The organism is Methylophaga sulfidovorans, assembly GCF_900114205.1.
Taxonomy (GTDB): domain Bacteria; phylum Pseudomonadota; class Gammaproteobacteria; order Nitrosococcales; family Methylophagaceae; genus Methylophaga; species Methylophaga sulfidovorans.
Genome location: NZ_FOSH01000002.1, coordinates 54130 through 76913, shown reverse-complemented (window position 1 = coordinate 76913; position 22784 = coordinate 54130). Strand labels below are relative to the sequence as shown.

At 43.1% G+C, this 22784-nt stretch carries 21 protein-coding genes and 1 pseudogene; 15 read left to right on the top strand and 7 right to left on the bottom strand.

The window, feature by feature from the left end; translation table 11 throughout:
* Nucleotides 1-7 precede the first annotated feature (7 nt).
* Nucleotides 8-220, top strand: coding sequence for a cbb3-type cytochrome oxidase assembly protein CcoS (gene ccoS / locus BM232_RS01700; protein ID WP_091711471.1), 213 nt, complete (start codon nucleotides 8-10; stop codon nucleotides 218-220).
* 45 nt (nucleotides 221-265) lie between these two features.
* Complete coding sequence (locus tag BM232_RS01695) at nucleotides 266-3523, top strand: EAL domain-containing protein (protein WP_091711470.1); 3258 nt, start codon at nucleotides 266-268, stop codon at nucleotides 3521-3523.
* Here BM232_RS01695 and BM232_RS01690 read toward each other — a convergent pair.
* The 3 genes from BM232_RS01690 to pip are packed head-to-tail and all read right to left on the bottom strand — an operon-like array spanning nucleotide 3516 to nucleotide 5567.
* On the bottom strand, nucleotides 3516-4145 hold the full coding sequence (locus BM232_RS01690; RefSeq protein ID WP_091711469.1) for a hypothetical protein: 630 nt from the start codon (nucleotides 4143-4145) through the stop codon (nucleotides 3516-3518). The genes BM232_RS01695 and BM232_RS01690 overlap by 8 nt on opposite strands.
* A gap of 22 nt (nucleotides 4146-4167) precedes the next feature.
* Nucleotides 4168-4605 carry a D-aminoacyl-tRNA deacylase gene (gene dtd / locus BM232_RS01685; RefSeq protein WP_091711468.1) on the bottom strand — a complete coding sequence of 146 codons (438 nt, stop codon included), beginning with the start codon at nucleotides 4603-4605 and terminating at the stop codon, nucleotides 4168-4170.
* The gene (pip, locus tag BM232_RS01680; RefSeq protein WP_091711467.1) at nucleotides 4602-5567 is read right to left on the bottom strand and encodes a prolyl aminopeptidase; all 966 of its coding nucleotides are present in this window, start codon (nucleotides 5565-5567) and stop codon (nucleotides 4602-4604) included. Before pip ends, dtd begins: the two co-directional genes overlap by 4 nt.
* Nucleotides 5568-5755: 188 nt before the next feature.
* On the opposite strand from pip, the pseudogene sucC reads away from it, so the two are divergent.
* The 4 genes and pseudogenes from sucC to BM232_RS01660 all read left to right on the top strand — a co-directional run.
* Nucleotides 5756-6931, top strand: a pseudogene (sucC, locus tag BM232_RS01675) (ADP-forming succinate--CoA ligase subunit beta); the annotation flags it as partial.
* Nucleotides 6928-7803, top strand: a complete 876-nt coding sequence (gene sucD / locus BM232_RS01670; RefSeq protein ID WP_091711465.1) for a succinate--CoA ligase subunit alpha — start codon at nucleotides 6928-6930, stop codon at nucleotides 7801-7803. The pseudogene sucC and the gene sucD, both read left to right, overlap by 4 nt.
* Nucleotides 7804-9444: an NAD+ synthase gene (locus tag BM232_RS01665; RefSeq protein WP_091711464.1), complete on the top strand. Its 1641-nt coding sequence runs from the start codon at nucleotides 7804-7806 to the stop codon at nucleotides 9442-9444.
* A 9-nt stretch (nucleotides 9445-9453) separates the two neighbouring features.
* Nucleotides 9454-9792: a P-II family nitrogen regulator gene (locus BM232_RS01660; protein ID WP_091711463.1), complete on the top strand. Its 339-nt coding sequence runs from the start codon at nucleotides 9454-9456 to the stop codon at nucleotides 9790-9792.
* Nucleotides 9793-9855: 63 nt separating this feature from the next.
* Here BM232_RS01660 and BM232_RS01655 read toward each other — a convergent pair whose 3' ends face one another.
* The gene (locus BM232_RS01655) at nucleotides 9856-10641 is read right to left on the bottom strand and encodes an outer membrane protein assembly factor BamD (protein ID WP_091711462.1); all 786 of its coding nucleotides are present in this window, start codon (nucleotides 10639-10641) and stop codon (nucleotides 9856-9858) included.
* A 146-nt stretch (nucleotides 10642-10787) separates the two neighbouring features.
* On the opposite strand from BM232_RS01655, the gene BM232_RS01650 reads away from it, so the two are divergent.
* A complete protein-coding gene (locus BM232_RS01650; protein ID WP_091711461.1) occupies nucleotides 10788-11951 on the top strand; it encodes a L,D-transpeptidase family protein in 1164 nt (387 codons plus the stop codon).
* Nucleotides 11952-12028: 77 nt separating this feature from the next.
* On the opposite strand, the gene BM232_RS01645 is transcribed toward BM232_RS01650, so the two are convergent.
* Nucleotides 12029-12328 carry an Lpp/OprI family alanine-zipper lipoprotein gene (locus BM232_RS01645; protein ID WP_007145710.1) on the bottom strand — a complete coding sequence of 100 codons (300 nt, stop codon included), beginning with the start codon at nucleotides 12326-12328 and terminating at the stop codon, nucleotides 12029-12031.
* Nucleotides 12329-12562: 234 nt separating this feature from the next.
* Here BM232_RS01645 and suhB point away from each other — a divergent pair, with 234 nt between their 5' ends.
* From suhB to BM232_RS01620, 5 genes are all read left to right on the top strand, one after another.
* On the top strand, nucleotides 12563-13363 hold the full coding sequence (gene suhB, locus BM232_RS01640; RefSeq protein ID WP_091711460.1) for an inositol-1-monophosphatase: 801 nt from the start codon (nucleotides 12563-12565) through the stop codon (nucleotides 13361-13363).
* A gap of 48 nt (nucleotides 13364-13411) precedes the next feature.
* Complete coding sequence (typA, locus tag BM232_RS01635; RefSeq protein WP_091711459.1) at nucleotides 13412-15241, top strand: translational GTPase TypA; 1830 nt, start codon at nucleotides 13412-13414, stop codon at nucleotides 15239-15241.
* A 63-nt stretch (nucleotides 15242-15304) separates the two neighbouring features.
* Nucleotides 15305-15523, top strand: coding sequence for a PP0621 family protein (locus tag BM232_RS01630; protein ID WP_007145707.1), 219 nt, complete (start codon nucleotides 15305-15307; stop codon nucleotides 15521-15523).
* A complete protein-coding gene (locus tag BM232_RS01625; RefSeq protein WP_091711458.1) occupies nucleotides 15520-17124 on the top strand; it encodes a sensor histidine kinase in 1605 nt (534 codons plus the stop codon). Before BM232_RS01630 ends, BM232_RS01625 begins: the two co-directional genes overlap by 4 nt.
* Nucleotides 17121-18473 (top strand): sigma-54-dependent transcriptional regulator, encoded by a 1353-nt coding sequence (locus BM232_RS01620; RefSeq protein WP_091711457.1) that lies wholly within the window; start codon nucleotides 17121-17123, stop codon nucleotides 18471-18473. The genes BM232_RS01625 and BM232_RS01620 overlap by 4 nt, the downstream gene beginning before the upstream one ends.
* A gap of 8 nt (nucleotides 18474-18481) precedes the next feature.
* On the opposite strand, the gene ygfZ is transcribed toward BM232_RS01620, so the two are convergent.
* Nucleotides 18482-19417, bottom strand: coding sequence for a CAF17-like 4Fe-4S cluster assembly/insertion protein YgfZ (gene ygfZ, locus BM232_RS01615; protein WP_091711456.1), 936 nt, complete (start codon nucleotides 19415-19417; stop codon nucleotides 18482-18484).
* Nucleotides 19418-19504: 87 nt separating this feature from the next.
* Here ygfZ and BM232_RS01610 point away from each other — a divergent pair, with 87 nt between their 5' ends.
* Entirely contained in the window at nucleotides 19505-19933 is a 429-nt protein-coding gene (locus BM232_RS01610) for a protein YgfX (RefSeq protein ID WP_091711455.1), read from the top strand.
* On the opposite strand, the gene nadB is transcribed toward BM232_RS01610, so the two are convergent.
* Nucleotides 19893-21512: an L-aspartate oxidase gene (gene nadB, locus BM232_RS01605; RefSeq protein WP_091711454.1), complete on the bottom strand. Its 1620-nt coding sequence runs from the start codon at nucleotides 21510-21512 to the stop codon at nucleotides 19893-19895. The genes BM232_RS01610 and nadB overlap by 41 nt on opposite strands.
* Before the next feature lie 127 nt (nucleotides 21513-21639).
* On the opposite strand from nadB, the gene rpoE reads away from it, so the two are divergent.
* Both rpoE and BM232_RS01595 read left to right on the top strand, forming a co-directional pair.
* Complete coding sequence (gene rpoE, locus BM232_RS01600) at nucleotides 21640-22218, top strand: RNA polymerase sigma factor RpoE (protein ID WP_007145701.1); 579 nt, start codon at nucleotides 21640-21642, stop codon at nucleotides 22216-22218.
* On the top strand, nucleotides 22215-22778 hold the full coding sequence (locus BM232_RS01595) for a sigma-E factor negative regulatory protein (RefSeq protein ID WP_091711453.1): 564 nt from the start codon (nucleotides 22215-22217) through the stop codon (nucleotides 22776-22778). The genes rpoE and BM232_RS01595 overlap by 4 nt, the downstream gene beginning before the upstream one ends.
* Nucleotides 22779-22784: the final 6 nt, after the last annotated feature.

The following is a 22784-nucleotide window of genomic DNA, read 5'->3' as shown; positions in this document are numbered from 1 at the left end:
GTATGTGATGGAAGTCATTTATGGGTTGCTCCCAGGTATGTTATTACTTGGTATTATTGGTGTAGCCGTTTTTTTCTGGGCAGTTCGTAATGGTCAATACGATGATATGGATGGTGCGGCCAATCGGGTATTAATGGATGATGATGAAGTAACACCTGAATCTGATGAGTCTGCCAAGCAAAGTAAATTAGAAGATAAAGATAATAATAACCAACATTAAAGCAATGGAAAGCTAAAATGTTACTTCAAAACGGTGAACAATCAGATGTTTAAAAACTGGAGTATCAAACATTTGCTCCAGTTGTGGGCTGCAATAACATTGATTGCTGTCATTGGGATGGGCGTGATGGCAAATTACGCTAATAACCTGATGTCCGAAACACAGTCAATCTTTGTCGAACATCTATTGCCACTGGAATCGAGTAGCCGCAAACTCAGCCAAATTTCATTACTTCTCTCCCAGCGCCAGCAACAGTTTCTCAGCTCAGCTACGGTATCTGCCTTGTCCCAGTTTGCAGACCGAACGCCACTTGAAAATTCGTTTCAGGAAAATGCAGAATTACTCACACATACCTTAGATGATGAGCAACAAGTACAACGTCTGCTAGAGTCGCTTTTGAAGACTTATCAGGATTATTTACAGCTCGACTCAAAACTCTATCAATTAAAAAAGCATCAACTTGAATTAACAAAAGATATAAAAGCCAAGCAAGAAGGAAATGAACAGGTTTCGGCAGCATTATTGTTGTTGATGGATAATCTTGAAAAACGATTACGCAACGATAACCTGGTTTCTCTTTTAGCTCTGGCTGATCCTCTAAAAAGTCATATTCATCAACTTCGTTTATTAAACTATAAGTTGTTTCTCCAGACAGATGACCCCTCAAGTTTTAGCCAATCAAAAATACAGTTCGACAGTATTTTTTCTCAGATAGAGCAGGATATTGATGCTTTCTCAGGTCAATCATTTCAATTGCTGTACGTGACAGAGACTTTACAAGCGATAGAGAAGCAAGTGGAGTCACTCAGAGTTTTGATGGGAGGCGAGAGCGGTTTAATTGCAATAGAAAAAGAAAATACCGTCACTCAAACTATGCTGGCCAAAGAACAGCAAGTTTCCATTGATATGATGTCGGCGCTAACAGCAGATCTGAATCAGTTAACTGAACATATCAATCTTTATAACTATAGAGAGATCACGAGTGATGCCTCTTCGGCCGATTATTCATGGTGGCAAATTATATTAGTCAGTATCCTCATTATGATGGCTGTCTTGGTGTTTGCCTATATTCTTTTAAAAAGAATCAATGAACCATTAGTGTTGATCAAAGATTCTATTCGGGCACTTTCTGAAGGTCGGTTTGAGACAAGAATGTCGGTGACATCAACTCAAAATGAAGTCTCTATGCTGGCTCGCGACTTGAATCATTTTGCCGAGGTAACGCAAAACCTCATTGCTGATTACAGCAAAGCAAAAGTTACTATGCAGCATAAGAAACAACAGTTGAGAGCAATTCTGAATGGTGTCCCAGAAGCGATTCTGTCATTGAATGAAGAGGGTTATATCATTGATATTAACCCTGCTGGAGCCACTATGTTTGGCGGCACCATTAAAGATATTCTCGGCCAGCACTTATTTCATTTTTTTGCTGAAAAACAGAGACCGGAATCGGTTGATGATTTAGAGCATGATGATGAGTCAAATGGAGAGTATGAAGGCATTCGTATGGATGGGTCAGCATTCTCACTATGGATTTCTGTCAGTCGTATATTAAGTGGGAATGAGGAGTTTGTCTGGGTTTGTGTTATCGCAGACATTACAAAATGGAAACAAACTAACCAGCAATTGCACCAAATGTCGTCAGAATTGAATACGATTCTGGAAAATGCGATGGTTGGTATTGCTTATATTCGTGATCGTAAAGTTATTCGTGTTAATCAAAAGTTTGAAGAATTATTTCAATACAAACGCGACGAGATTGAAGGCCAAAAAACACAGTTTATCTATCCAAGCCAGGTAGTTTATGAGCAGTTTGGTGAACATGCTGCTCAATATCTTTCAGTAGGGGAAAGTTATGAAGCTCAGCTGGAATTAGTTCGCAAAAATGGTGATAGATTCTGGTGTGCTATGGCGGGTAAATCAATCGAAGCTGAAGCCCCGCAAAATGGTTCTATCTGGTTGTTTGAGGATATTACGACTCAACGCCAGAATGAGGAAAGACTGACCAACCTGGCCAGTATAGATAGTCTGACGGGCTTACCTAACCGAAGTGTGTTTAATGATCGCCTTGAGCATGCTATCCACAAAGCACATCGTGACTCAGGCCGGCTTGCAGTTTGCTTTTTAGATTTGGATCATTTCAAGCATATTAATGATTCACTGGGTCATAAAGCGGGTGATAGTCTGTTGCGTGAAGTAGCAACGCGGATTAAAAATACTATTCGTGAAGGTGATACCGTTGCCAGACTTGGCGGAGATGAATTTACCGTCATTCTGGAAGATATCCGCTCAGCACAATACGTCGGTAAAGTTGCCGAAAAAATTATAGATGCGATGTCTCAGGTCTATCTTATTGATAATGTTGAAATTAATATCAGCCCAAGCATTGGCATCAGCCTTTATCCTGCAGATGGTCGAGATGTCGATATGCTGATTAGAAATGCTGATGCCGCAATGTATCATGCGAAGAAAACAGGGCGGAATAATTTCCAATTCTACTCAGTTGATATGAATGCTCAGGCATCATTACGTCTTGCAATGGAGACAGCTTTAAGACGTGCGGTCGAACAAGAAGAGTTTTTTATTCACCTGCAACCACAGGTTGAGCTTGAAACTGGGAAAATGAACGGTGCCGAAGTGTTATTACGCTGGAATAGTAGCCAATGGGGGCTGGTCTCACCCGCCGAATTTATTCCGATTCTTGAAGATACCGGCATGATTGAACATGTGGGTGAATGGGTTCTGACCCAAGCTTGTAACAGTTTCTTAAATGTGAAAGACAAGCTGGCGGATGATTTTAAGCTCGCTGTCAATTTATCAGGTAGACAATTTAAAGGCGGTAATTTAGCTAGCCGCATCCGTTATATTCTAGCGGAAACCGGAATGCCAACAAAAAACCTTGAACTGGAAATTACAGAAACCATGTTAATGGAAGACCCTGAGTTGGCAACGCTTACTTTATCTGAGCTCAGTGACATGGGCATCAGTTTGGCGATTGATGATTTTGGTACAGGTTATTCCTCATTGTCTTATCTGAAGCAGTTCCCTTTGAATGTCCTGAAAATTGATAGCAGTTTCATTCGCGATGTCACTTCAGATAAGGACGATGCCGCCATCGTTAATGCGATACTGGCAATGAGCGAAAGCTTAGGATTAATGGTTGTCGCTGAAGGCGTAGAAACGATAGAACAGTTAAATTACCTCAAACAGCATACTTGTCAGGGGGCTCAGGGGTATTTATTCAGCAAGCCTGTGAGCGAAGAGCAGTTTTACGAACTGGCACAAAAAGACACACTTATTTAGTTTGATAAATTAAGATAGTCTTGCCACTGCTTCCGAATATAACGGTTAAATTCAGTGCCTGATAAGTCCAGCTTTCACTTGTATTACCTTCATCATCAGGTAAGCCTACATCAATGCTGTCAGGTTCACCGAAACGTTCCTTAACCATCTCTCTGCTCAAGCGAACACTAGGAATGTAGGTAATAGCTGCTACAGGTGACGATAATAAAAACTGTTTGTCTTCTTCAACCAATTCATGCTGGTGCGCACCACTGGGTTGTAATTTTCCCACCGAGGCTCTTGTCAGCATAGCTGCGATTTTATCTTGTGGAACATCCAGATTGAGAATCATCTTGGCCGACAGTCCGCCTAAATTCACACTATCGAAGTAGGCTTCGACTGTGGCTTTATCATCGGGATCAGTGAAAATAGCCGTTTTCCCAAATATGCGAAGTTGTTGTTGCGCGGTTTTATAGTCGGTACTGCCCAGATGAATACCAAAGACGCTGATATTATTATCAGGCATGACGGTGACTTCCCATGGTTTACTGGCAGGTGGTTGTGGTGAGGGGATAAACATGATCGCTGCAATACCGATAAATACCAGTAAAAGACCAACAATAAAGTTTCTGATAATGCGCATTCAAAAAATCCTGTAACGGTGGTTAGCTATGAAGCCAGAAAGTGACTGGCCCATCGTTAATAAGTTTAACCTGCATATCGGCACCAAACTGACCAGTATCGACTTTTAGGTGCTGCTGTTTAGCGGCATCAACAAACTCATTGAACAATTGATATCCTATGTCAGGTGGTGCAGCAGAAGCAAAGCTCGGACGTAGCCCTTTTTGTGTGTTAGCTGCCAAGGTAAATTGCGGGACAAGCAGTAATCCGCCATTAATATCTTTCACGGAGAGATTCATCTTGTCATCCGCATCAGCAAACAGTCGGTAATTGATGACTCTTTCTACCAGACGAGCAATCAGTTCAGAAGAATCACCTTTCTCAATACCTACAAATACCAGCAATCCCTGATCGATCTGTGCAATACATTGTTCATTCACATCCACTGATGCCTGTTTAACACGTTGTAATAAAGCTATCACTGCAGTTCATCCGCTAAGGTATCAGTTGCTTGCACTAAAGCATCTATCACAGCAGGTTCGCCGGCAGCATGACCAGCAACAGGCAATACGGTTAATCTTGTTTCAGGCCATGCCTGATGCAGTTCCCAGGATTCTTGAAGTGGGCAGACAATATCGTAGCGACCATGAATAATCCAGGTAGGAATATGACGTATCGATGCTATCTCACTTAATATTGGACGGCTTCCAATAAAGCATTGATTCAACGCAAAATGTAACTGGATACGAGAGTGAGCTAATGGCCCGGGAGCTTCTGTTAAATCTGGCTCGTATTCATGATCGCGTAAGGTCACAATGGTCGCTTCCCAGCTATTCAGAAGAGTGGCAGCAGACATTTGCAATGATTCATCAGGATCAGTTAATCGCGTGTAATAGGCTTTGAGCGGGGTTTGTTGTTCAGACGAATCGAGCATGTGAGTTAAGCGATGCCATGCTTCCGGAAATAACTTTGAAGCCCCGCCTGCGGCATACACCCAGTCAATATCCTGCTGCCGACCCAGAAATGTACCACGCAATATCATGTGCATGACGTTGTCAGCGTGATCTCTGGCATAACACAGTGCCAAAGTCGCGCCCCAGGAACCGCCAAAAATCACCCATTTATCTATATCCAGGCTGGTTCGGATATATTCCATATCATTAACCAGATGCGCAGTGGTATTGTTTTCAAGTTCGCCGCTGGGAATTGAACGTCCGCAGCCACGTTGATCAAATAACACAATACGGTATTTTTCAGGGTTGAAATATTGGCGATGTTGAGGACGACAACCAGAGCCCGGCCCACCATGCAGAAAAACCACCGGAATCCCTGATGGATTGCCGCATTCTTCTACATAAATTTCGTGTTTTTTACCAGAGGATAAGGTTTCTCTCGCAAGCAAATGGGTTTGATAAGGTTCTATTTCTGGGTATAGCGTTAACATGTAAAAACTCATTTATGGCATTCGGCATGAACTATATCATGTGTAGTGATGGTAATTATTGTGCTATTGCGAGAAAATATAACGTTTTCGACGTTGAATTAAGATCTTGTTTTTATCAACAAATCACACTTTGTTTCAAAGATAAACTGTGTGAAGGTTGAAAAGACAACTAAGTAAGGCAAGAACATACAATGAATCTGCATGAATTTCAGGCCAAACAATTATTTAATCGGTATGGTGTGCCTACACCTCAAGGACAAGCCGTTGCTGAAGCTGCTCAAGCTCGGCAAGCGGCTGAGTTATTAGCGGGCGAGCGCTGGGTGGTTAAAGCACAGGTTCATGCCGGTGGTCGCGGCAAAGCCGGTGGTGTCAAAGTGGTGAGTTCACTAGATGATGTTGAGTCAGCTGCTGCCAGTATGCTGGGAAAGAATATTGTCACGCATCAAACCACTGCTGAAGGTTTGCCTGTGCAGCAGGTTCTGGTGGAAAAACCAACCAGTATCAGTCGTGAAATCTATCTGGCCGTACTGGTTGATCGCAGTTCTCAACGTATTGTATTTATGGTGTCAGCAGAAGGCGGTATGGATATCGAAGCCGTAGCGGAACAACAACCTGAAGCTATACTGAATTTATATGTGGATCCTGTCGTTGGTTTACAGGGCTATCAATGTCGCCGTGCTGCCTTTTTCCTGGGATTGACTGGAAATAGCTTTAAGCAGTTGCAGTCTGTTATGCAAAGCCTGTATCAACTGTTTACAGAAAACGATGCCAGTCTGGTGGAAGTGAATCCACTTGTTGTTACCGATGATGGCGACTTACTTGCCGTTGATGCAAAAATTAATCTCGATGATAACGGCTTATTCCGTCATGCCGATTTGGCAGAGATGTTTGATCCGAGCCAGGAAGATGAAGCAGAAGTCATCGCCCGTGAATTTGGTCTTAACTACATTTCTTTAGATGGAAATGTGGCTTGTATGGTCAACGGCGCCGGTCTGGCAATGGCGACCATGGATTTAATTCAGAAAGAAGGTGGGCAGCCTGCTAATTTCTTAGATGTTGGTGGTGGTACAACAGCTGCTCGTGTCGCTGAAGCATTTAAGTTGATTCTTTCTGATAAAAAAGTGAAGTCGATCTTAGTCAATATCTTCGGTGGTATTGTTCGTTGTGACCTGATTGCCGAAGGCATTATTCAGGCAGCGAAAGAGGTCGGTTTATCATTACCTGTTGTTGTCAGACTCGAGGGCACTAATGCTCAACGAGGTCGTGAGTTATTGAAAAATAGTGAAATGAGTATATATGCTGCCGATGATTTAACCGATGCTGCGCGTCAAGCTGTAGCGGCAGCTCAGGAGTCGCAGGCATGAGTATTTTAATCAATCGTGAAACCAAAGTGATTTGTCAGGGCTTTACTGGCAAACAAGGCACATTCCACTCCGAGCAAGCCATTGCTTACGATACACAATTTGTGGGTGGTGTGACACCTGGAAAAGGTGGACAGACACATTTAGATAAACCTGTGTTCAATACGGTACATGAAGCCGTAGAACAAACGGGTGCTGATGCCACCATGATTTATGTGCCTGCAGCATTTGCAGCCGACGCGATCCTGGAAGCGGCTGATGCAGGTATTAAAGTGATTGCCTGTATTACTGAAGGCATTCCAGTACTGGATATGTTACGCGTCAAACATGCTTTGAATAGCTATGATGCACGGCTAATAGGTCCTAACTGTCCGGGACTGATTACACCAGGTGAATGTAAGATTGGCATTATGCCCGGTAATATCCATCAGCCCGGAAAAATCGGCATTGTATCTCGCTCGGGTACGCTGACTTATGAAGCGGTTCATCAGACAACACAAAATGGATTAGGCCAAAGTACCTGTGTAGGTATTGGTGGTGATCCGATTCACGGTATGAACTTTATCGAATGTCTTGAGTTGTTTGAAAATGATCCACAGACAGAAGGTATTGTGATGGTCGGCGAGATTGGCGGCCATGCTGAAGAGGATGCGGCCGAGTTTATCAAAGCACATGTTTCTAAACCGGTTGTCACCTATATTGCTGGTTTGACTGCTCCTGCAGGCAAACGTATGGGTCATGCCGGCGCGATTATCAGTGGCGGCAGTGGTACTGCTGAAGCGAAGTTAAAAGCACTTGAAGCTGCCGGTTGTGGTATTGCCCGATCGCCAGCCGAAATTGGCGACATTATGTTGGCAATGATGGATAAAAAATAAATGCAAACACTCACGCTGGTGATGGGACAAATAAATCCCGTAGTAGGTGATGTCGCAGGAAATGTTAATAGGATTATTGAGTCTGCAAATCAGGCAAAACAACAGCATAACGCCGATTTAGTTGTTTTTCCTGAATTGACACTGAGCGGATATCCTCCAGAAGATTTATTACTCCGCCCCGGTTTGTTGAAGCGGGTTCGTAAAGCATTAAGCACCTTGGCGAGTAAGCTGGATAATGTAGCCGTGTTAGTCGGTCATCCAGCCGGTGATGCTGAATCGGGTTTGTATAACTCTGCATCGTTAATTGATGATGGCAAGGTTATTTGTACCTATCACAAGCAGCAGTTACCTAACTATGGTGTCTTTGACGAGAAGCGTTATTTCGTTGAAGGAGATAATGCTACGGTCTTTGATTTTCGTGGCATAAACATTGGTATTACCATTTGTGAGGATATCTGGTTTCAGGAGCCTGCTGCCAGAGCAAAAGTAGCTGGTGCTGAGTTAATTGTTAACTTAAATGCCTCCCCTTATCGCGTTGGTAAATGGCCGCTACGTGAGGCTGAAGTCAATAAGCGTGTTTCTGAAACGGGTCTGCCTGTTATCTATGTCAACCAATATGGTGGTCAGGATGAACTGGTATTTGATGGTTATTCTTTTGCAATCAATGCTGCAGGCGAAAAAGTCGCACAGGCGCCAGCATTAGAGTTTGGTTTATTTCCTGTCAGCATCAAGCGGGATGCATCAGGCGCTTTATCCTTATCTGGTACCTTGTGCGAGCCTGAAGAAGAGTTGTCCACCATATACAAAGCGCTAACGCTTGGCCTGAAGGATTACATTGAAAAAAATCATTTTCCTGGGGTAGTACTCGGCTTATCAGGCGGTATTGACTCTGCCTTAACCATGGCACTGGCCGTTGATGCAATTGGCGCTGAGAAAGTGCATGCGGTGATGATGCCGTCGCGTTATACCTCTCAAATGAGTCTGGATGATGCAAAACTAATGGCTGATGGGATGGGCGTTAAGTACAGCATTATTTCGATTGAGCCAACATTTAATGCTTTTATTGACTCATTAGCAGATGAGTTTAATGGCTTGCCTACCGATACCACAGAAGAAAACATTCAGGCACGTTGTCGTGGCATTCTTTTAATGGCCTTATCCAATAAAACAGGTTCAATGGTGCTATCGACCGGTAATAAAAGCGAAATGGCTGTGGGTTACTCGACACTGTATGGTGATATGGCAGGTGGTTATTCGCCATTAAAAGATGTTTATAAAACCCTGGTGTACGAGCTAAGCCATTACCGAAATCAACAATCCATGGTGATTCCTGAACGAATTATTACACGCCCCCCATCAGCTGAGCTGGCAGAGGACCAATTGGATCAGGATAGTCTGCCTGACTACGCTGTCCTGGATAAAATTCTGCAGCGTTATATTGCTGATCAGCGTTGCTTTGAAGATCTGGTAGATGAGGGCTATGACGCTGAAATGGTTGCAAGAGTCATTAAAATGGTAGATCGTAATGAATACAAAAGGCGGCAGGCACCTCCGGGTATTCGTATCAGTAGCCGGGCTTTTGGCCGGGACCGCCGATATCCTATTACATCAGGATACACCGTCACTTCAACTATAGAGTAAGGAACTACGATGAAAAAAATTGAAGCGATAATTAAACCTTTTAAGCTGGATGATGTTCGCCAGGCACTTTCTGATATTGGTGTGACTGGGATGACTGTCACCGAAGTTAAAGGATTTGGTCGTCAGAAAGGGCATACCGAGTTTTATCGAGGCGCTGAATATGTGGTCGACTTTTTACCCAAAGTGAAATTAGAAATCGCTGTGAGTGATGATAAAGTCGATAGTGTTATTGAAGCAGTTATTAAAGCAGCTAATACAGGCCGTATCGGCGATGGTAAGATTTTTGTTACACCATTGGAACAAGCTATCAGGATTCGTACGGGTGAGCAGAATCAGGACGCTATTTAAACTGTTATAGATATAAAAAAAGCCCGCCTCTGGTTAATCAGAGGCGGGCTTTTTTTTGATAAATTATTGCACTTCAGTCTGTGTGACTTCGGCAATACCTGGGTGACCAGGATAATTTATTTTAAGTACGCGTAGAGCATCATCAGAAAGATCGCTCATACCAAGAATTTTATAGGCTTTTGCCATTATCACTAACGCATCTGGCATGGCAGGTGTACGGTCATAGTTTTCTATCACATACTTACCACGATTCAACGCTGCCAGATAAGAGCCTCTACGCATATAGTAGTTACCTACGTTAACTTCATGCTGCGCCAGTCGATTACGAAGGTAAACAATGCGCTGCGCGGCATCTTCGGCATAACGACTGGTTGGGAAACGTTTAATCAATGTGTTGAAATCACGCAGTGCATCCTCAGCAGCGCCTGGATCACGTTGAGATTCATCCCGAGGAATATATTTTTCTAATAAACCAATGTCACGATTAAAATTGACCAGGCCACGTAAATAAATGGCGTAATCAATATTCGGATTCAGTGGGTAAACACGCATAAAGCGGTCAATAGTTGCGATAGCTGTCTCAGGATCATCTGATTTGTAGTAAGCATATGCGGACTCAAGCAGTGCTTGTTGAGCATATTCGCCGAAAGGGAAACGGGCTTCAAGTTGTTCGTAGTAGGTAATCGCTTTGCTGTAGTCTGCGATATCGAGTGCGGCTTTTGCCTCGTTATATATACGCTCTACACTCCAGCTTTCATCTGCTTTAACTTCTTCTTTCTTAAAAAAAGAGCAACCAGACAGGGACAAACAGGTCAGACCGATAAGTAATGGCAAATAATATTTTTTCATTGAAGTAGAGTACGCTAGCTTGCTGTTTAAGGTAAAGGCTGATCTTAGCCCTTTTTCTGATTCAAAGCACGTTTTTACCGAATGTGAAGATTATATTTAATCAAGTACAATATGCAGCTTTATTCTTGGATTAATAGGAATCATCAATGTTGAAACGGTTGTTGGCTCTTGCTGTAGGGCTTGCGGTATCGGCACCTTCTATGGCAACTACTTTTGCGCTTAATTCCGCTGACTCAACCGTTGTGGGTCACAACATGGTGGTATATAGCAGAGCGCAAGACACACTACTCGATATAGGCCGTCAATTTGACTTAGGTTATAACGATATCGTTGAAGCCAATCCCGATGTTGATCCATGGCTTCCCGGCGAAAATACCCGAGTGATTATCCCGACCCGCTTTATTTTGCCTAAAGCTGATAAGAAAGGCATTGTTATTAATATTGCCGAGTTACGTCTGTATTACTATCCGCAAACAAAAGCGGGAGAAACGAAAACAGTCATTACTCATCCTATTGGGATTGGACGTGAAGGGTGGGGCACACCATTGGGTAAAGCTAAAATTACTCAGAAACGAAAAGACCCAACCTGGACACCACCAGAATCAATCAGAAAAGAACATCTGAAAAAAGGGGATCCGCTACCTAAAGTGGTCGCTGCTGGTCCAGATAACCCACTCGGTGCGTATGCAATGCGTTTATCCATGCCTGGATATCTGTTGCATGGCACAAATAAGCCGTACGGAGTAGGGATGCGGGTGAGTCATGGTTGTATTCGCCTTTTCCCGGAAGATATCCAACATTTGTTTAATATTGCCTCCGTAAATACACCGGTAGAAATTATTTATCAGCCTGATAAAGCGGGCGTTCGTGATGGTAAGTTATATCTTGAAGTGAATAAGCCGCATAGTGATATTGATAAGCGTCAGGGTTTAAATATGACACCGATGGTCGCAGCGATTCTGGATGCTCAGGATAAATTACCGGGAGATAATGATTGGGCGTTCACAGAAAAATTAGTTGAAGCGCAAGATAGCATTGTTAAACGTTTAGGCGAAGAGCCTTTAGATATTGTGGATGATGTCTGGTTTGTTCATGCTGGTCTGAGCCCGAAAGCGATACAAAAAACGCGTCAGGCGATTAATACATTACAGTTGAATGCTCTGTTCTGGCCAGCTAAATCTGGTGCCGTTGGTGAAATGCTGATTGGTCCATTTAACTCACAACAAGAAGCCGCAGAAATGGCTGATAAGATTAGTGAAGCGGCTGGTATATCTGTCTGGGTTGCGCAAGTTTCCAGTGATGCGCTCTAACTGAATAGATTTATTTGAGGCAAAAAAAAGCCGGAACAAATGTTCCGGCTTTTTTATGAGGTAATCTAAAAGTTAGATTATTTGCTCATCGCTTTTTCAAACATACGATCGATTTTTGCACAGCATTCTTCGACAGTTGATTGAGCTTCATCAGCAGCTTTCTGGGCGTTCATGGCAGCCAGTTCTGCGTCAGTTGCAGTACGTTGCGCTGTATCGGCAGTGCTTTGAGCATTGCGGGCTGCGACCAGAGCTGAATCAGCAGTTGATTGAGCTGATTCTACAGAGGCTTTCAGCGCTTCCATTTCAGCAGTGTTGGCACAAGCAGTCAACATAGCTAAAGGCAGGATTACAGCACTCAGTTTTGCTAATGATTTCATTTTTATCTCCTTAAAGTACCAGTTAAATTGGCGTGGATATTATATTGCTAATTCGCAACATAAAACATACGCTAGCAAGAAATATTTTTGCTGTCCATTCACATTATGAAAAAGGATAGTTTTAATATTACAACAGATACATAAAGAAATAGTTGGTATAATAGTCAGCTTTAGTGTGAGTCATTGTTCTTCAATGTACTCCTGAAGCACCTATCGTTCTGGAAAAATTTGTTTATGCATCCAATGCTCAATATAGCAATCAGGGCTGCGCGTAATGCTGGCTCTATGATCATGCGCTCACTGCAGCATGTTCAGCATCTTGAAGTGACTACAAAAGGTCGAAATGATTACGTGTCAGATGTTGACCGCCTGGCAGAGCAAGAAATCATCAATGTAATAAAAAAAGCCTATCCTGACCACGCTATTATGGCTGAAGAGTCAGGCCGCTCAGGTGATAATGAAACAGTGTGGATTATTGATCCACTGGATGGTACAACAAATTTTCTGCATGGTTTTCCGCATTACTGTGTATCGATTGCTGTCAGAGTCAAAGGGCGTGTAGAGCATGCCGTTATCTATGATCCTCAGCGCGATGAATTATTCACTGCAAGCCGTGGTGAAGGCGCCAAGCTCAATGACCGTCGACTGCGTGTTACCAAACGCAGGGAGCTTAATGGTGCATTGATTGCGACGGGTTTCCCTTTCAAATATCCATCATTTCATGATGCCTATTTCAATAGTTTTAAAGCGTTATTTCCTCAGGTAGCTGATATTCGCCGTACTGGCTCAGCAGCACTTGATCTTGCCTATGTTGCGGCAGGTCGCGTTGATGGCTACTGGGAAATGGGATTAGAAAACTGGGATATGGCTGCTGGATTACTTCTGGTCGAAGAGGCTGGTGGAATGGTGACTGATTTTGAAGGTACAGATAATTTGTTCAACAAAGGTAATGTCATCGCAGCAGGTCTTGGTATGCACAAATTGATGTTAACGACACTGCAACCACATTTATCGAAAAAACAAATAAGCGCCTAAGGGCATATTTTTTCCGCATGCGAGACATGCTTATACAGAATTCAAAAAATGACAAACAAACGAGATATTTCTAAGCTCCGCAATATAGCCATTATTGCCCATGTTGACCATGGTAAAACAACATTGGTTGATCAACTTCTTCGTCAGTCTGGTACTTTCGGCGAACATGAAGAGTTAACCGAGCGCGTAATGGACTCTAATGATCTGGAACGTGAACGTGGTATTACCATTCTGTCGAAAAACACAGCGATTCGTTGGAACGATTATCATATCAATATCGTCGATACACCGGGCCATGCTGATTTTGGCGGTGAAGTAGAACGTGTTCTGTCGATGGTTGACTCAGTATTGTTGCTGGTTGACTCTTCAGAAGGACCCATGCCACAAACGCGTTTCGTCACACAGAAAGCATTAGCATTAGGTTTAAAACCTATTGTGGTTATTAATAAAATCGATAAACCTTCTGCTCGTCCGGACTGGGTATTGGACCAAACCTTCGATTTATTCGTTAATCTGGATGCAACTGATGAGCAGCTCGACTTTGATGTTATTTATGCATCAGGCTTAAACGGTTTTGCAGGCATGGAAGATACCGTTCGTGGTGGTGATATGACGCCACTATTTGAATTGGTCGTGGATAAAGTCAGTCATCCGAATGTGGACGCAGATGGTCCTTTCCGTATGCAAGTGTCGTCATTGGACTATAACAGCTATGTAGGTGTTATCGGTGTTGGCCGTATTGAGCGTGGTCGCGTAAAAACTAATACACCTGTCACAGTTGTTGACCGTGAAGGTAAAAAACGTAACGGTCGTGTACAGCAGGTAATGGGCTTCTTAGGTCTACAACGCGAAGAAGTGGCAGAAGCACAAGCTGGCGATATTATTGCCTTTACCGGTTTAGACCCATTAAATATTTCTGACACATTATGTGACCCCAATGCTGTAGAAGCCTTGCCACCGCTTTCTGTTGATGAACCAACAGTAACGATGACCTTCCAGGTCAATAACTCTCCATTTGCAGGTAAAGACGGTAAGTTTATTACCACTCGTCAAATCAAAGAGCGTCTCGATCGTGAGTTAATTCATAACGTGGCATTACGTGTAGAGCAAGTACCTACCGATCCAGATAAGTTCAAAGTCTCTGGTCGTGGTGAGCTACATCTGTCAGTTCTTATTGAAAACATGCGCCGTGAAGGTTTCGAACTAGGTGTTTCGCGTCCGGAAGTAATTATCCGTGAAGTGGATGGTGTTAAAGAAGAACCGTTCGAATCTGTGACCATTGATATCGAAGAAGAGCATCAGGGTACCGTGATGGAAAAAATGGGTGAGCGTGGTGCTGACCTGAAAAATATGGTGCCAGATGGTAAAGGCCGTGTTCGCCTTGACTTCATTATTCCATCACGTGGCTTGATTGGCTTCCGTACAGAGTTCTTGACAGCGACTCAGGGTACGGGCCTGATTTATAGCGTATTTGATCATTATGCGCCGATGAAAGCGGGTAGTTTCGGTAAGCGTATTAATGGTGTGTTGATAGCGAACGGTGTGGGTAAAGCCGTTGCATTTGCTATCTTCAACCTACAAGATCGTGGACGTATGTTTATCGGACATGGTGATGAAGTGTATGAAGGCATGGTGATTGGTATTCATTCACGTGATAATGACCTGGTTGTTAACCCATTAAAAGGTAAACAATTAACGAATATGCGTGCATCAGGTTCTGATGAAGCAGTCACTTTAGTGCCACCTATCCGAATGAGTTTGGAACAAGCACTAGAATTCATTGGTGATGATGAGCTACTTGAAGTCACACCAAAAGCTATCCGTGTGCGTAAGAAATTTTTGTTGGAGCACGAGCGTAAACGTGCTTCTCGTGGCTAGACGCCACTAAAAATAAAAGAAAAAGGGTATCCTATGTCGATACCCTTTTTTTTGAGGTGAAAAATGCGAATTCTTATTTTAATTGCTATTGGTCTATTGCTTTATATCATCATCACTCATTTGCTGCGAAAGGCAAAAATAGAAGATGAGCAGGCCCGAATGGAAAAAATGGTACGTTGTGAACAGTGTGGCTTACATGTCTCTGAGCATGAAGCAATACAACAAAATCACCATTATTTTTGCTCAACACAACATCTAGAGGCTTTTAACGAGTCAAAATGAGTTCACTGCCTGATTCGTATAAGCCGTATTATCAGGATCCTGCTACCTGGCGTGCGTTAACCGTTTTTGCCAGCTACCGTTTATTTCTTGCTACTGTACTTTTCCTGGTTTATTACTTAAAGTTACCGCCCGAGTTTCTGGGGGAAGCGGATCCCCGTTTATATAGCTTTATTAGTCTTACCTATCTGCTGTCGGCGTCTGTGTTGCTGGTTTTAACGTCACGACGTTGGAGAGATGTTCAAACGCAGATAAGTCTGCAGGCAGTGATTGATATCATTGCTCTGATCATCATTATTCATGCCAGCGGTGGCTTGCATACGGGATTAGGCTCACTGATGTTAGTTGTGGTAGTGGCTGGTGGCGCCTTGATGCCTGGCCGTCTCGCTGCTTTTATTGCTGCTATGGCAACTTTAGCTGTTCTGCTTGAAGTCAGTTATTCACAAATCGCTGGTGATGGTGTAACGAAATACAGTCAGGCTGGAATATTAGGGGCAACCTTTTTTGTGACAGCCTGGCTGGCACAATGGTTATCCAAAAAATTACAAACTTCACAGGTACTGGCTGAAGAGCGTGCTAGAGATGTAGAAAATCTGGCGGTATTAAATCAGCATATTATCAGTCAAATGCATACCGGTGTGTTGGCTTTAGATAGTCATGGCAATGTAACCATGCTTAATGCCTCAGCAAGACAATTATTAGGTATTGCAGATAATAATTCAGGGTTTAACCTACGTGAAAATGTGCCTGAACTGGGTGAGCAGGTTTGGTTATGGCAACAGCATAGTCCAAATGCGTTTCTGCCGTTTCAGGCGCGCGCTGAGCTGCCAGAGGTACAAGCATCTGCAACACAGCTTGATAGTGGTGAAATCCTGATTTACATTGAAAACACATCGGCACTGGCACAACAGGCCCAACAACTTAAATTAGCTTCACTGGGTCGTTTAACTGCAAGCATTGCACACGAAATCCGCAATCCTCTGGGCGCGATCAGTCATGCAGGTGAGCTGCTTGCAGAGCAATATGCCGCGGATCACATGATGACTAAGCTGACTTCAATTATTTTGAAGCACACACAGCGAGTGAATAATATTATCGAGACCATCTTGCAAATGAGTCGAAGAAAAATAGCGGAACCATCGATGCTGGTTTTAAATGTGTGGTTGTCGAAGTTTATTCGTGAGTTTTCTGATATAAAACAAGCGGATGATGAAGATATTTCATTGCAGGTAAGTACTTCTGATATCCATATCGCAATGGATCCTGAGCAATTACATCAAGTTATCTGGAATCTGATGGATAATGCCTGGTTTCATTCGAATCAGGAGTTAAAACCGTGTATCAAGATCGTCGTAGAGCAGCAAAACAAACAGGTCTGCCTGGATATTATCGATAATGGCCCTGGTGTACCGGAGGATGTTCGGGCGCATTTATTTGAGCCGTTTCATTCAGCGAGGCAGGGAGGAACCGGACTGGGTTTATATCTGGCTCGGGAGTTGTGTCAAGCCAATGGGGCGCGTTTGAATTATATTCACGATGAGTTGAATAAAGGGTTTTTTCGTATAAGCTTTCCAAACGAATGGCAGGAAATGATTAAGCAATGAACAGACAAGCATTAGTCATAGATGATGAACCCGATATCCTTGAACTGCTGACGATGACATTATCAGGTATGTCGATTGATTGTGTGACGGCCGAGAGTGTTGCCCAAGCCAATCAGGCATTAAAACAACAAGCTTTTGATCTTTGTTTTACTGATATGCGATTGCCCGATGGTAATGGTTTAGATATTGTCCGTACTATTCAAAAATCTTATCCAAATTGCCCAGTAGCTGTTATTACCGCACACGGTAATATTGATCTGGCTGTTGAAGCGCTTAAGTCAGGCGCTTTCGATTTTGTATCAAAACCACTTAAGCTCAAAGTTTTACGTGACTTAGTGAACTCAGCACTAAATTTATCTCCGCTAAGAACAGATGTAAAAGAGCGACGTTCAAGAGATAAATTATTGGGTGATACCGATGTTATTCGTTCTTTGAGGAACAAAATCAGTAAATTAGCTCGCAGTCAGGCCCCTGTGTATATTACGGGTGAGTCAGGCACAGGCAAAGAATTAGTCGCACGCTTAATCCATGAGTTAGGCAGTCGTTCCAGTGAGGCTTTTGTGCCGATTAACTGCGGTGCAATCCCGGCAGAGTTAGTGGAAAGTGAGTTTTTTGGTCATAGAAAAGGCGCGTTTACAGGTGCTGTCGCGGATAAACAGGGCCTGTTTCAGGCTGCTAATGGCGGTACATTATTTCTGGATGAAGTAGCTGATTTGCCGTTAATGATGCAGGTGAAATTACTTAGAGCGATTCAGGAAAAGGCCATCAGACCGGTTGGTGGCAATGAAGAAATTAGTGTTGACGTTCGTATCTTATCGGCAACCCATAAAAACCTGGCTGAGTGTGTGAAGCAGGGCATTTTCCGTGAAGATTTGTTTTATCGTTTAAACGTTATTGAACTTTCAGTGCCACCGCTCAGACAGCGTAAAGCTGATATTCCTTTATTAGTTGAGCATATTCTTGAGCTGATTGCGGCTAAAAGTGGCGAGGCAAAACCGATGATAGGGGAGGATGCTATTCGTGCTTTATGTGCATACTCTTTTCCTGGCAATGTTCGTGAGCTCGAAAATATTCTGGAAAGAGCGATGACGTGGTCCGATGGCACAGTGATTCATGAAGCAGATTTAATGTTGCCTGACTCTCCTCTAAACACTGTTTCATCGGCTGATTCCGACGATAGTCAGACAACAGATAAGATTGATTTAGAATCCCAGTTGGAAGATCAGGAGCGACAGCTTATTGTTGATGCGCTGGAGTCAACGCGTTGGAATAAGACTGCCGCTGCTAAAAAGCTTGGAATAAGTTTTCGTTCCTTACGCTATAAACTAAAAAAACTGGCATTGGATTAAGTTTACTGCTAGTCCTCGATTAAAGCGTTTAATTCCAATACTTCGTTATTATTAACAAATAATGTTTTATCGCGAGCAGCTAACTTCAGACTTAATTGGCAGATAAGTGTGTCTGAATCGAGCATGGCTGCCCGTACAACATGTCCTGCTACTTCGCCTGATTCATCTGTTACTTCAATATTCGGCTCAGGTATTTCTGTTGTTTTTAATTGAGCAAGGAATAAACGACGACTAGGTTTTCCGAGATAATGCAGGCGGGCAACCACTTCCTGACCTGGATAGCAGCCTTTTTTAAAGCTGACACCACCTACTACATCGAGGTTTAATTGTTGTGGTGTGAACTGCTCTTTGCTCTGCAGATAAACCATAGGCAATCCAGCTTGTATATCCGCACTTGTCCAAAGATTTTCCGCGCCAATATGGCTATTTTCCTTGATACTTGTCTCAGCAGAAGCGATGGTTAAATAACGGTGAATATTACCTGGAAGGTAAATCGATATTTGGTCATTGGCTGATACACCTGACCAGAAATCGCTTGCCTGATCTGTCAGCGGTGCTTGGCTGAGGTAAGCCATCACCTTCAGTTCAGTACTAACAGTAATGTCGACTTTACTACGAAGTTTGAACATAGATAAACGCTGGGCAATGCTTTCAGCTAAATCTGCAGCGACAATTAATAAAAAGTCCTGTTCTTGTTTGATGAGATAAAACAGACTTAATAAACGTCCTTTAGGGTTACAGAAACCACTTAGCTGAGCAGTATTAGGCGTTAAAGTGCGAACATCATTAGTGAGTAAGTTTTGTAAAAAACTCTCAGCTTCATCGCCCGTCACCTCAATCACGCTGAAAGAGGGCAGAGCTATAGCGACAGGAGAGGTCGAGTCATTTATCTCATTAAGATAGTTTACTGTAGGTGTGCTTTGTAAAAGCGTTTGAACATTCATAGTTGTATTGCGATTTATGATTAACAGGTTTTATTCTAACTGTATAAAGCGCGGTAAAACAGGGATGAAAATAAAGGACATTCAAGAATGAAAGTCACGATTGCAAAATCACAAGGTTTATTTGTGTATATGGTTTCGCTGCATATCCTGGCTATCAGTTTATTGTTATGGAGTATGGATAACAATACGCCACTTATACTGATGTTGATGGTTTTGGTTTGTGCAGGGTTTATACACTGGTATCGCCGATATAGTGCCAGTGATGGCAAGAATTCATTGATTGAAGTCAGTATGAATTCTGACAACAAGTGGTTATTAAAATACGAAACAGGCGCTGTATCGGGTCCATTTAAATTGAAAACAAGTACTCAATTCCCACACGTCATGTTCATTTATTTCAGAACACAACATTGGTGGCAATGCCACAGTTTAATGATTCCAATAGATGCGGTTGATAAACAAGACTGGCGAAGGCTTAGGGTACAACTTCGTGATCCTGATGCTTGGGCTGAATGATGGTTTCAGTGCCTGGCTGGCTATTATATGTTTCAGGATAATCCAGAATATAGTGCAGCCCTCGACTTTCTTTTCGACTTAATGCAGATTCGATAATCAGCTCGGCCACATCAGCCAGATTGCGTAATTCAAGCAAGTCGGCACTAATATGATGCTTGCTGTAATAGTCACGAATTTCAGCTTGTAGTACTTGCAACCGTTGTCGCGCCCGAAGCAGACGATCTGTTTTCCGGACGATACCCACATAGTTCCACATAACGCGTCGTAACTCATCCCAGTTGTGACTGATTGCCACGGCTTCTTTTGCAGGATGAACCTGACTGGCGTCCCACTGCGGCACAATAGCTGATGTCTTTAGGGGTAATTGTTTTTTGATATCATCCGCTGCTGATTTAGCGAACACCAGACATTCCAATAACGAATTGCTGGCCATACGATTAGCGCCATGTAAACCGGTATGTGCTGTTTCACCAATGGCATACAAACCCGACACATCGGTTTTACCATTTAAGTCTGTCATGATGCCGCCACAGGTGTAGTGTGCTGCAGGAACCACAGGAATAGGTTGTTTAGTTATATCAATGCCAAATTGCAAACAGCGTCGATAAATGGTGGGGAAATGTTCTTTTATAAAGGCCGCTGGTTTATGTGTAATATCAAGATAAACACAGTCATGACCAGTACGTTTCATTTCATGGTCAATTGCGCGCGCAACCACATCTCTGGGCGCTAATTCAGCCTGAGGATGAAAACGTTCCATAAAACGTTCACCATTGGCTAGCACCAGTTTGGCGCCTTCTCCGCGCAGTGCTTCACTAATTAAAAAAGATTTTGCTTGTGGGTGAAACAGACAGGTGGGATGGAATTGAATAAATTCCATATTGGCAATACGGCAACCTGCGCGCCATCCCATTGCAATACCATCTCCCGTCGACACATCAGGGTTACTAGTATAAAGGTAGACTTTTCCTGCGCCACCAGTAGCCAGAACAGTTATTGGGGCTAACAGTGTTTTTGCTTGATCTTTTTTGATGTCGAGTACATAACAGCCAAGAATACGGTTTTCTTTTTCACCTAGCTGTTTGCTACTGCTGATGAGGTCAATACCAATATGGTATGGAAGAAGTTCTATATTTGGATGTGCTTTGGCTTTATCGAGTAAGGTTGTTTCCACCTCTCTGCCAGTTGCATCTGCAGAGTGGATAATGCGTCGGTGGCTGTGTCCGCCTTCTTGCGTTAAATGATAGGTTTCTGATGTTATTCCGTCCCGCGTGAATGACACACCCTGTTTGATTAACCATTCTATATTTTCCCGGGCGTGCTCAACAGTAAAACGAACCGCTTTTTCGCTACATAATCCCGCACCTGCCCGCAGAGTATCGTCGATATGGGACTGAATGGAGTCGGTTTTATCAAGTACGACAGAGATGCCTCCCTGAGCATACAAAGATGCGCCTTCTTCAAGTTGACCCTTGGAAATTACAGCCACTTTGACATCATTTGCCATATGTAAAGCGAGAGTGAGTCCGGCGGTGCCACTGCCAATGATTAAAATATCGTAATGATGCGTTGTGGTCATAAGGCTCTATACAGGTACAATAGGAACGTTTATTTTGCACTTAATGTGGAACAAAGTTAAATCGACATGGTCAATCAAGCTGAATTTAAAGAAATGATAGACGTGTCGATTCAAGCCGGATGATAGGATGAATGTGGATCAAGAGCTAGTACGGCGCGTACAAGCAGGTGATAAAAAGGCGTTTGATTTGTTGATTATGAAATATCAACAAAGAATCATTCACGTCATTACAGGGTTTGTTCATGATCCTGTTGAAGCGATGGATGTAGCGCAAGAAGCGTTTATAAAAGCGTATCGCGCTTTACCAGGCTTTAGAGGTGATAGTGCTTTCTATACTTGGCTGTATCGTATTGCAATTAATACATCAAAAAATTATCTGACAGCAGCGTCCAGAAGACCGCCTGTCAGTGACGTTGATGCTATGGATGCAACTATTTATTACGATGCGCCCGAGTTGAAGGAATTTGAGACACCCGAAAGTAGTCTAATGAGTGATGACTTACAACAGGCAATTCATGATGCTATTCAGGAATTGCCTGAAGATACGGCAACGGCTATCAAACTGCGGGAGTTTGAAGGTCTGAGCTATGAGGAAATTGCACAGGCAATGGATTGTCCAATTGGGACCGTTAGGTCGCGTATATTTCGCGCCAGAGAGGCAATAGATAAACAGGTCAAAGCAGTTATGGGTGGAGAGGAACTATGACAATCAAGCAACAAGAATTATTGTCAGCGTTTGTTGATGGCGAACTTAATGAGCAAGAGCTTGATGAGTTACTGGCATTGATGAAATCAGATGATAGTGCCAAACAAGATTATATGAGATATCAGTTCTCAAGTGATTTATTACATGGTTATGTGACAGAGCATAAACAAATTGATTTAACAGACAGAATACAACAGGCCTTATCTAGTGATGAGCCTGGGGTGAATGTACAACCAACAGAAAACACACAAACAGCGAAAGTGTTTGCATTACCTGACTGGTTTTGGAAACAAACAGCTGGTTTGGCTGCTGCTGCCTCTATTGGCGCATTGGCAGTGGTTGGCCTGATGTCACAACCTCAGACAGTCATGCCAACGACCAATATGGCACAATCTGAGCCTATGCAGCAGCAAACTCAGGTTGCTGATTCAAACCGCTGGACAGTGGGGGAGTCTGAAGTTGAAGATCGTCTGAATGATTATTTAGTGGATCACAACGAATATGCCGGTGCTTCAGGCTTATTCTCATACGCCAGAGTTGTTTCATACGGTGAGGAGTAGCCACTA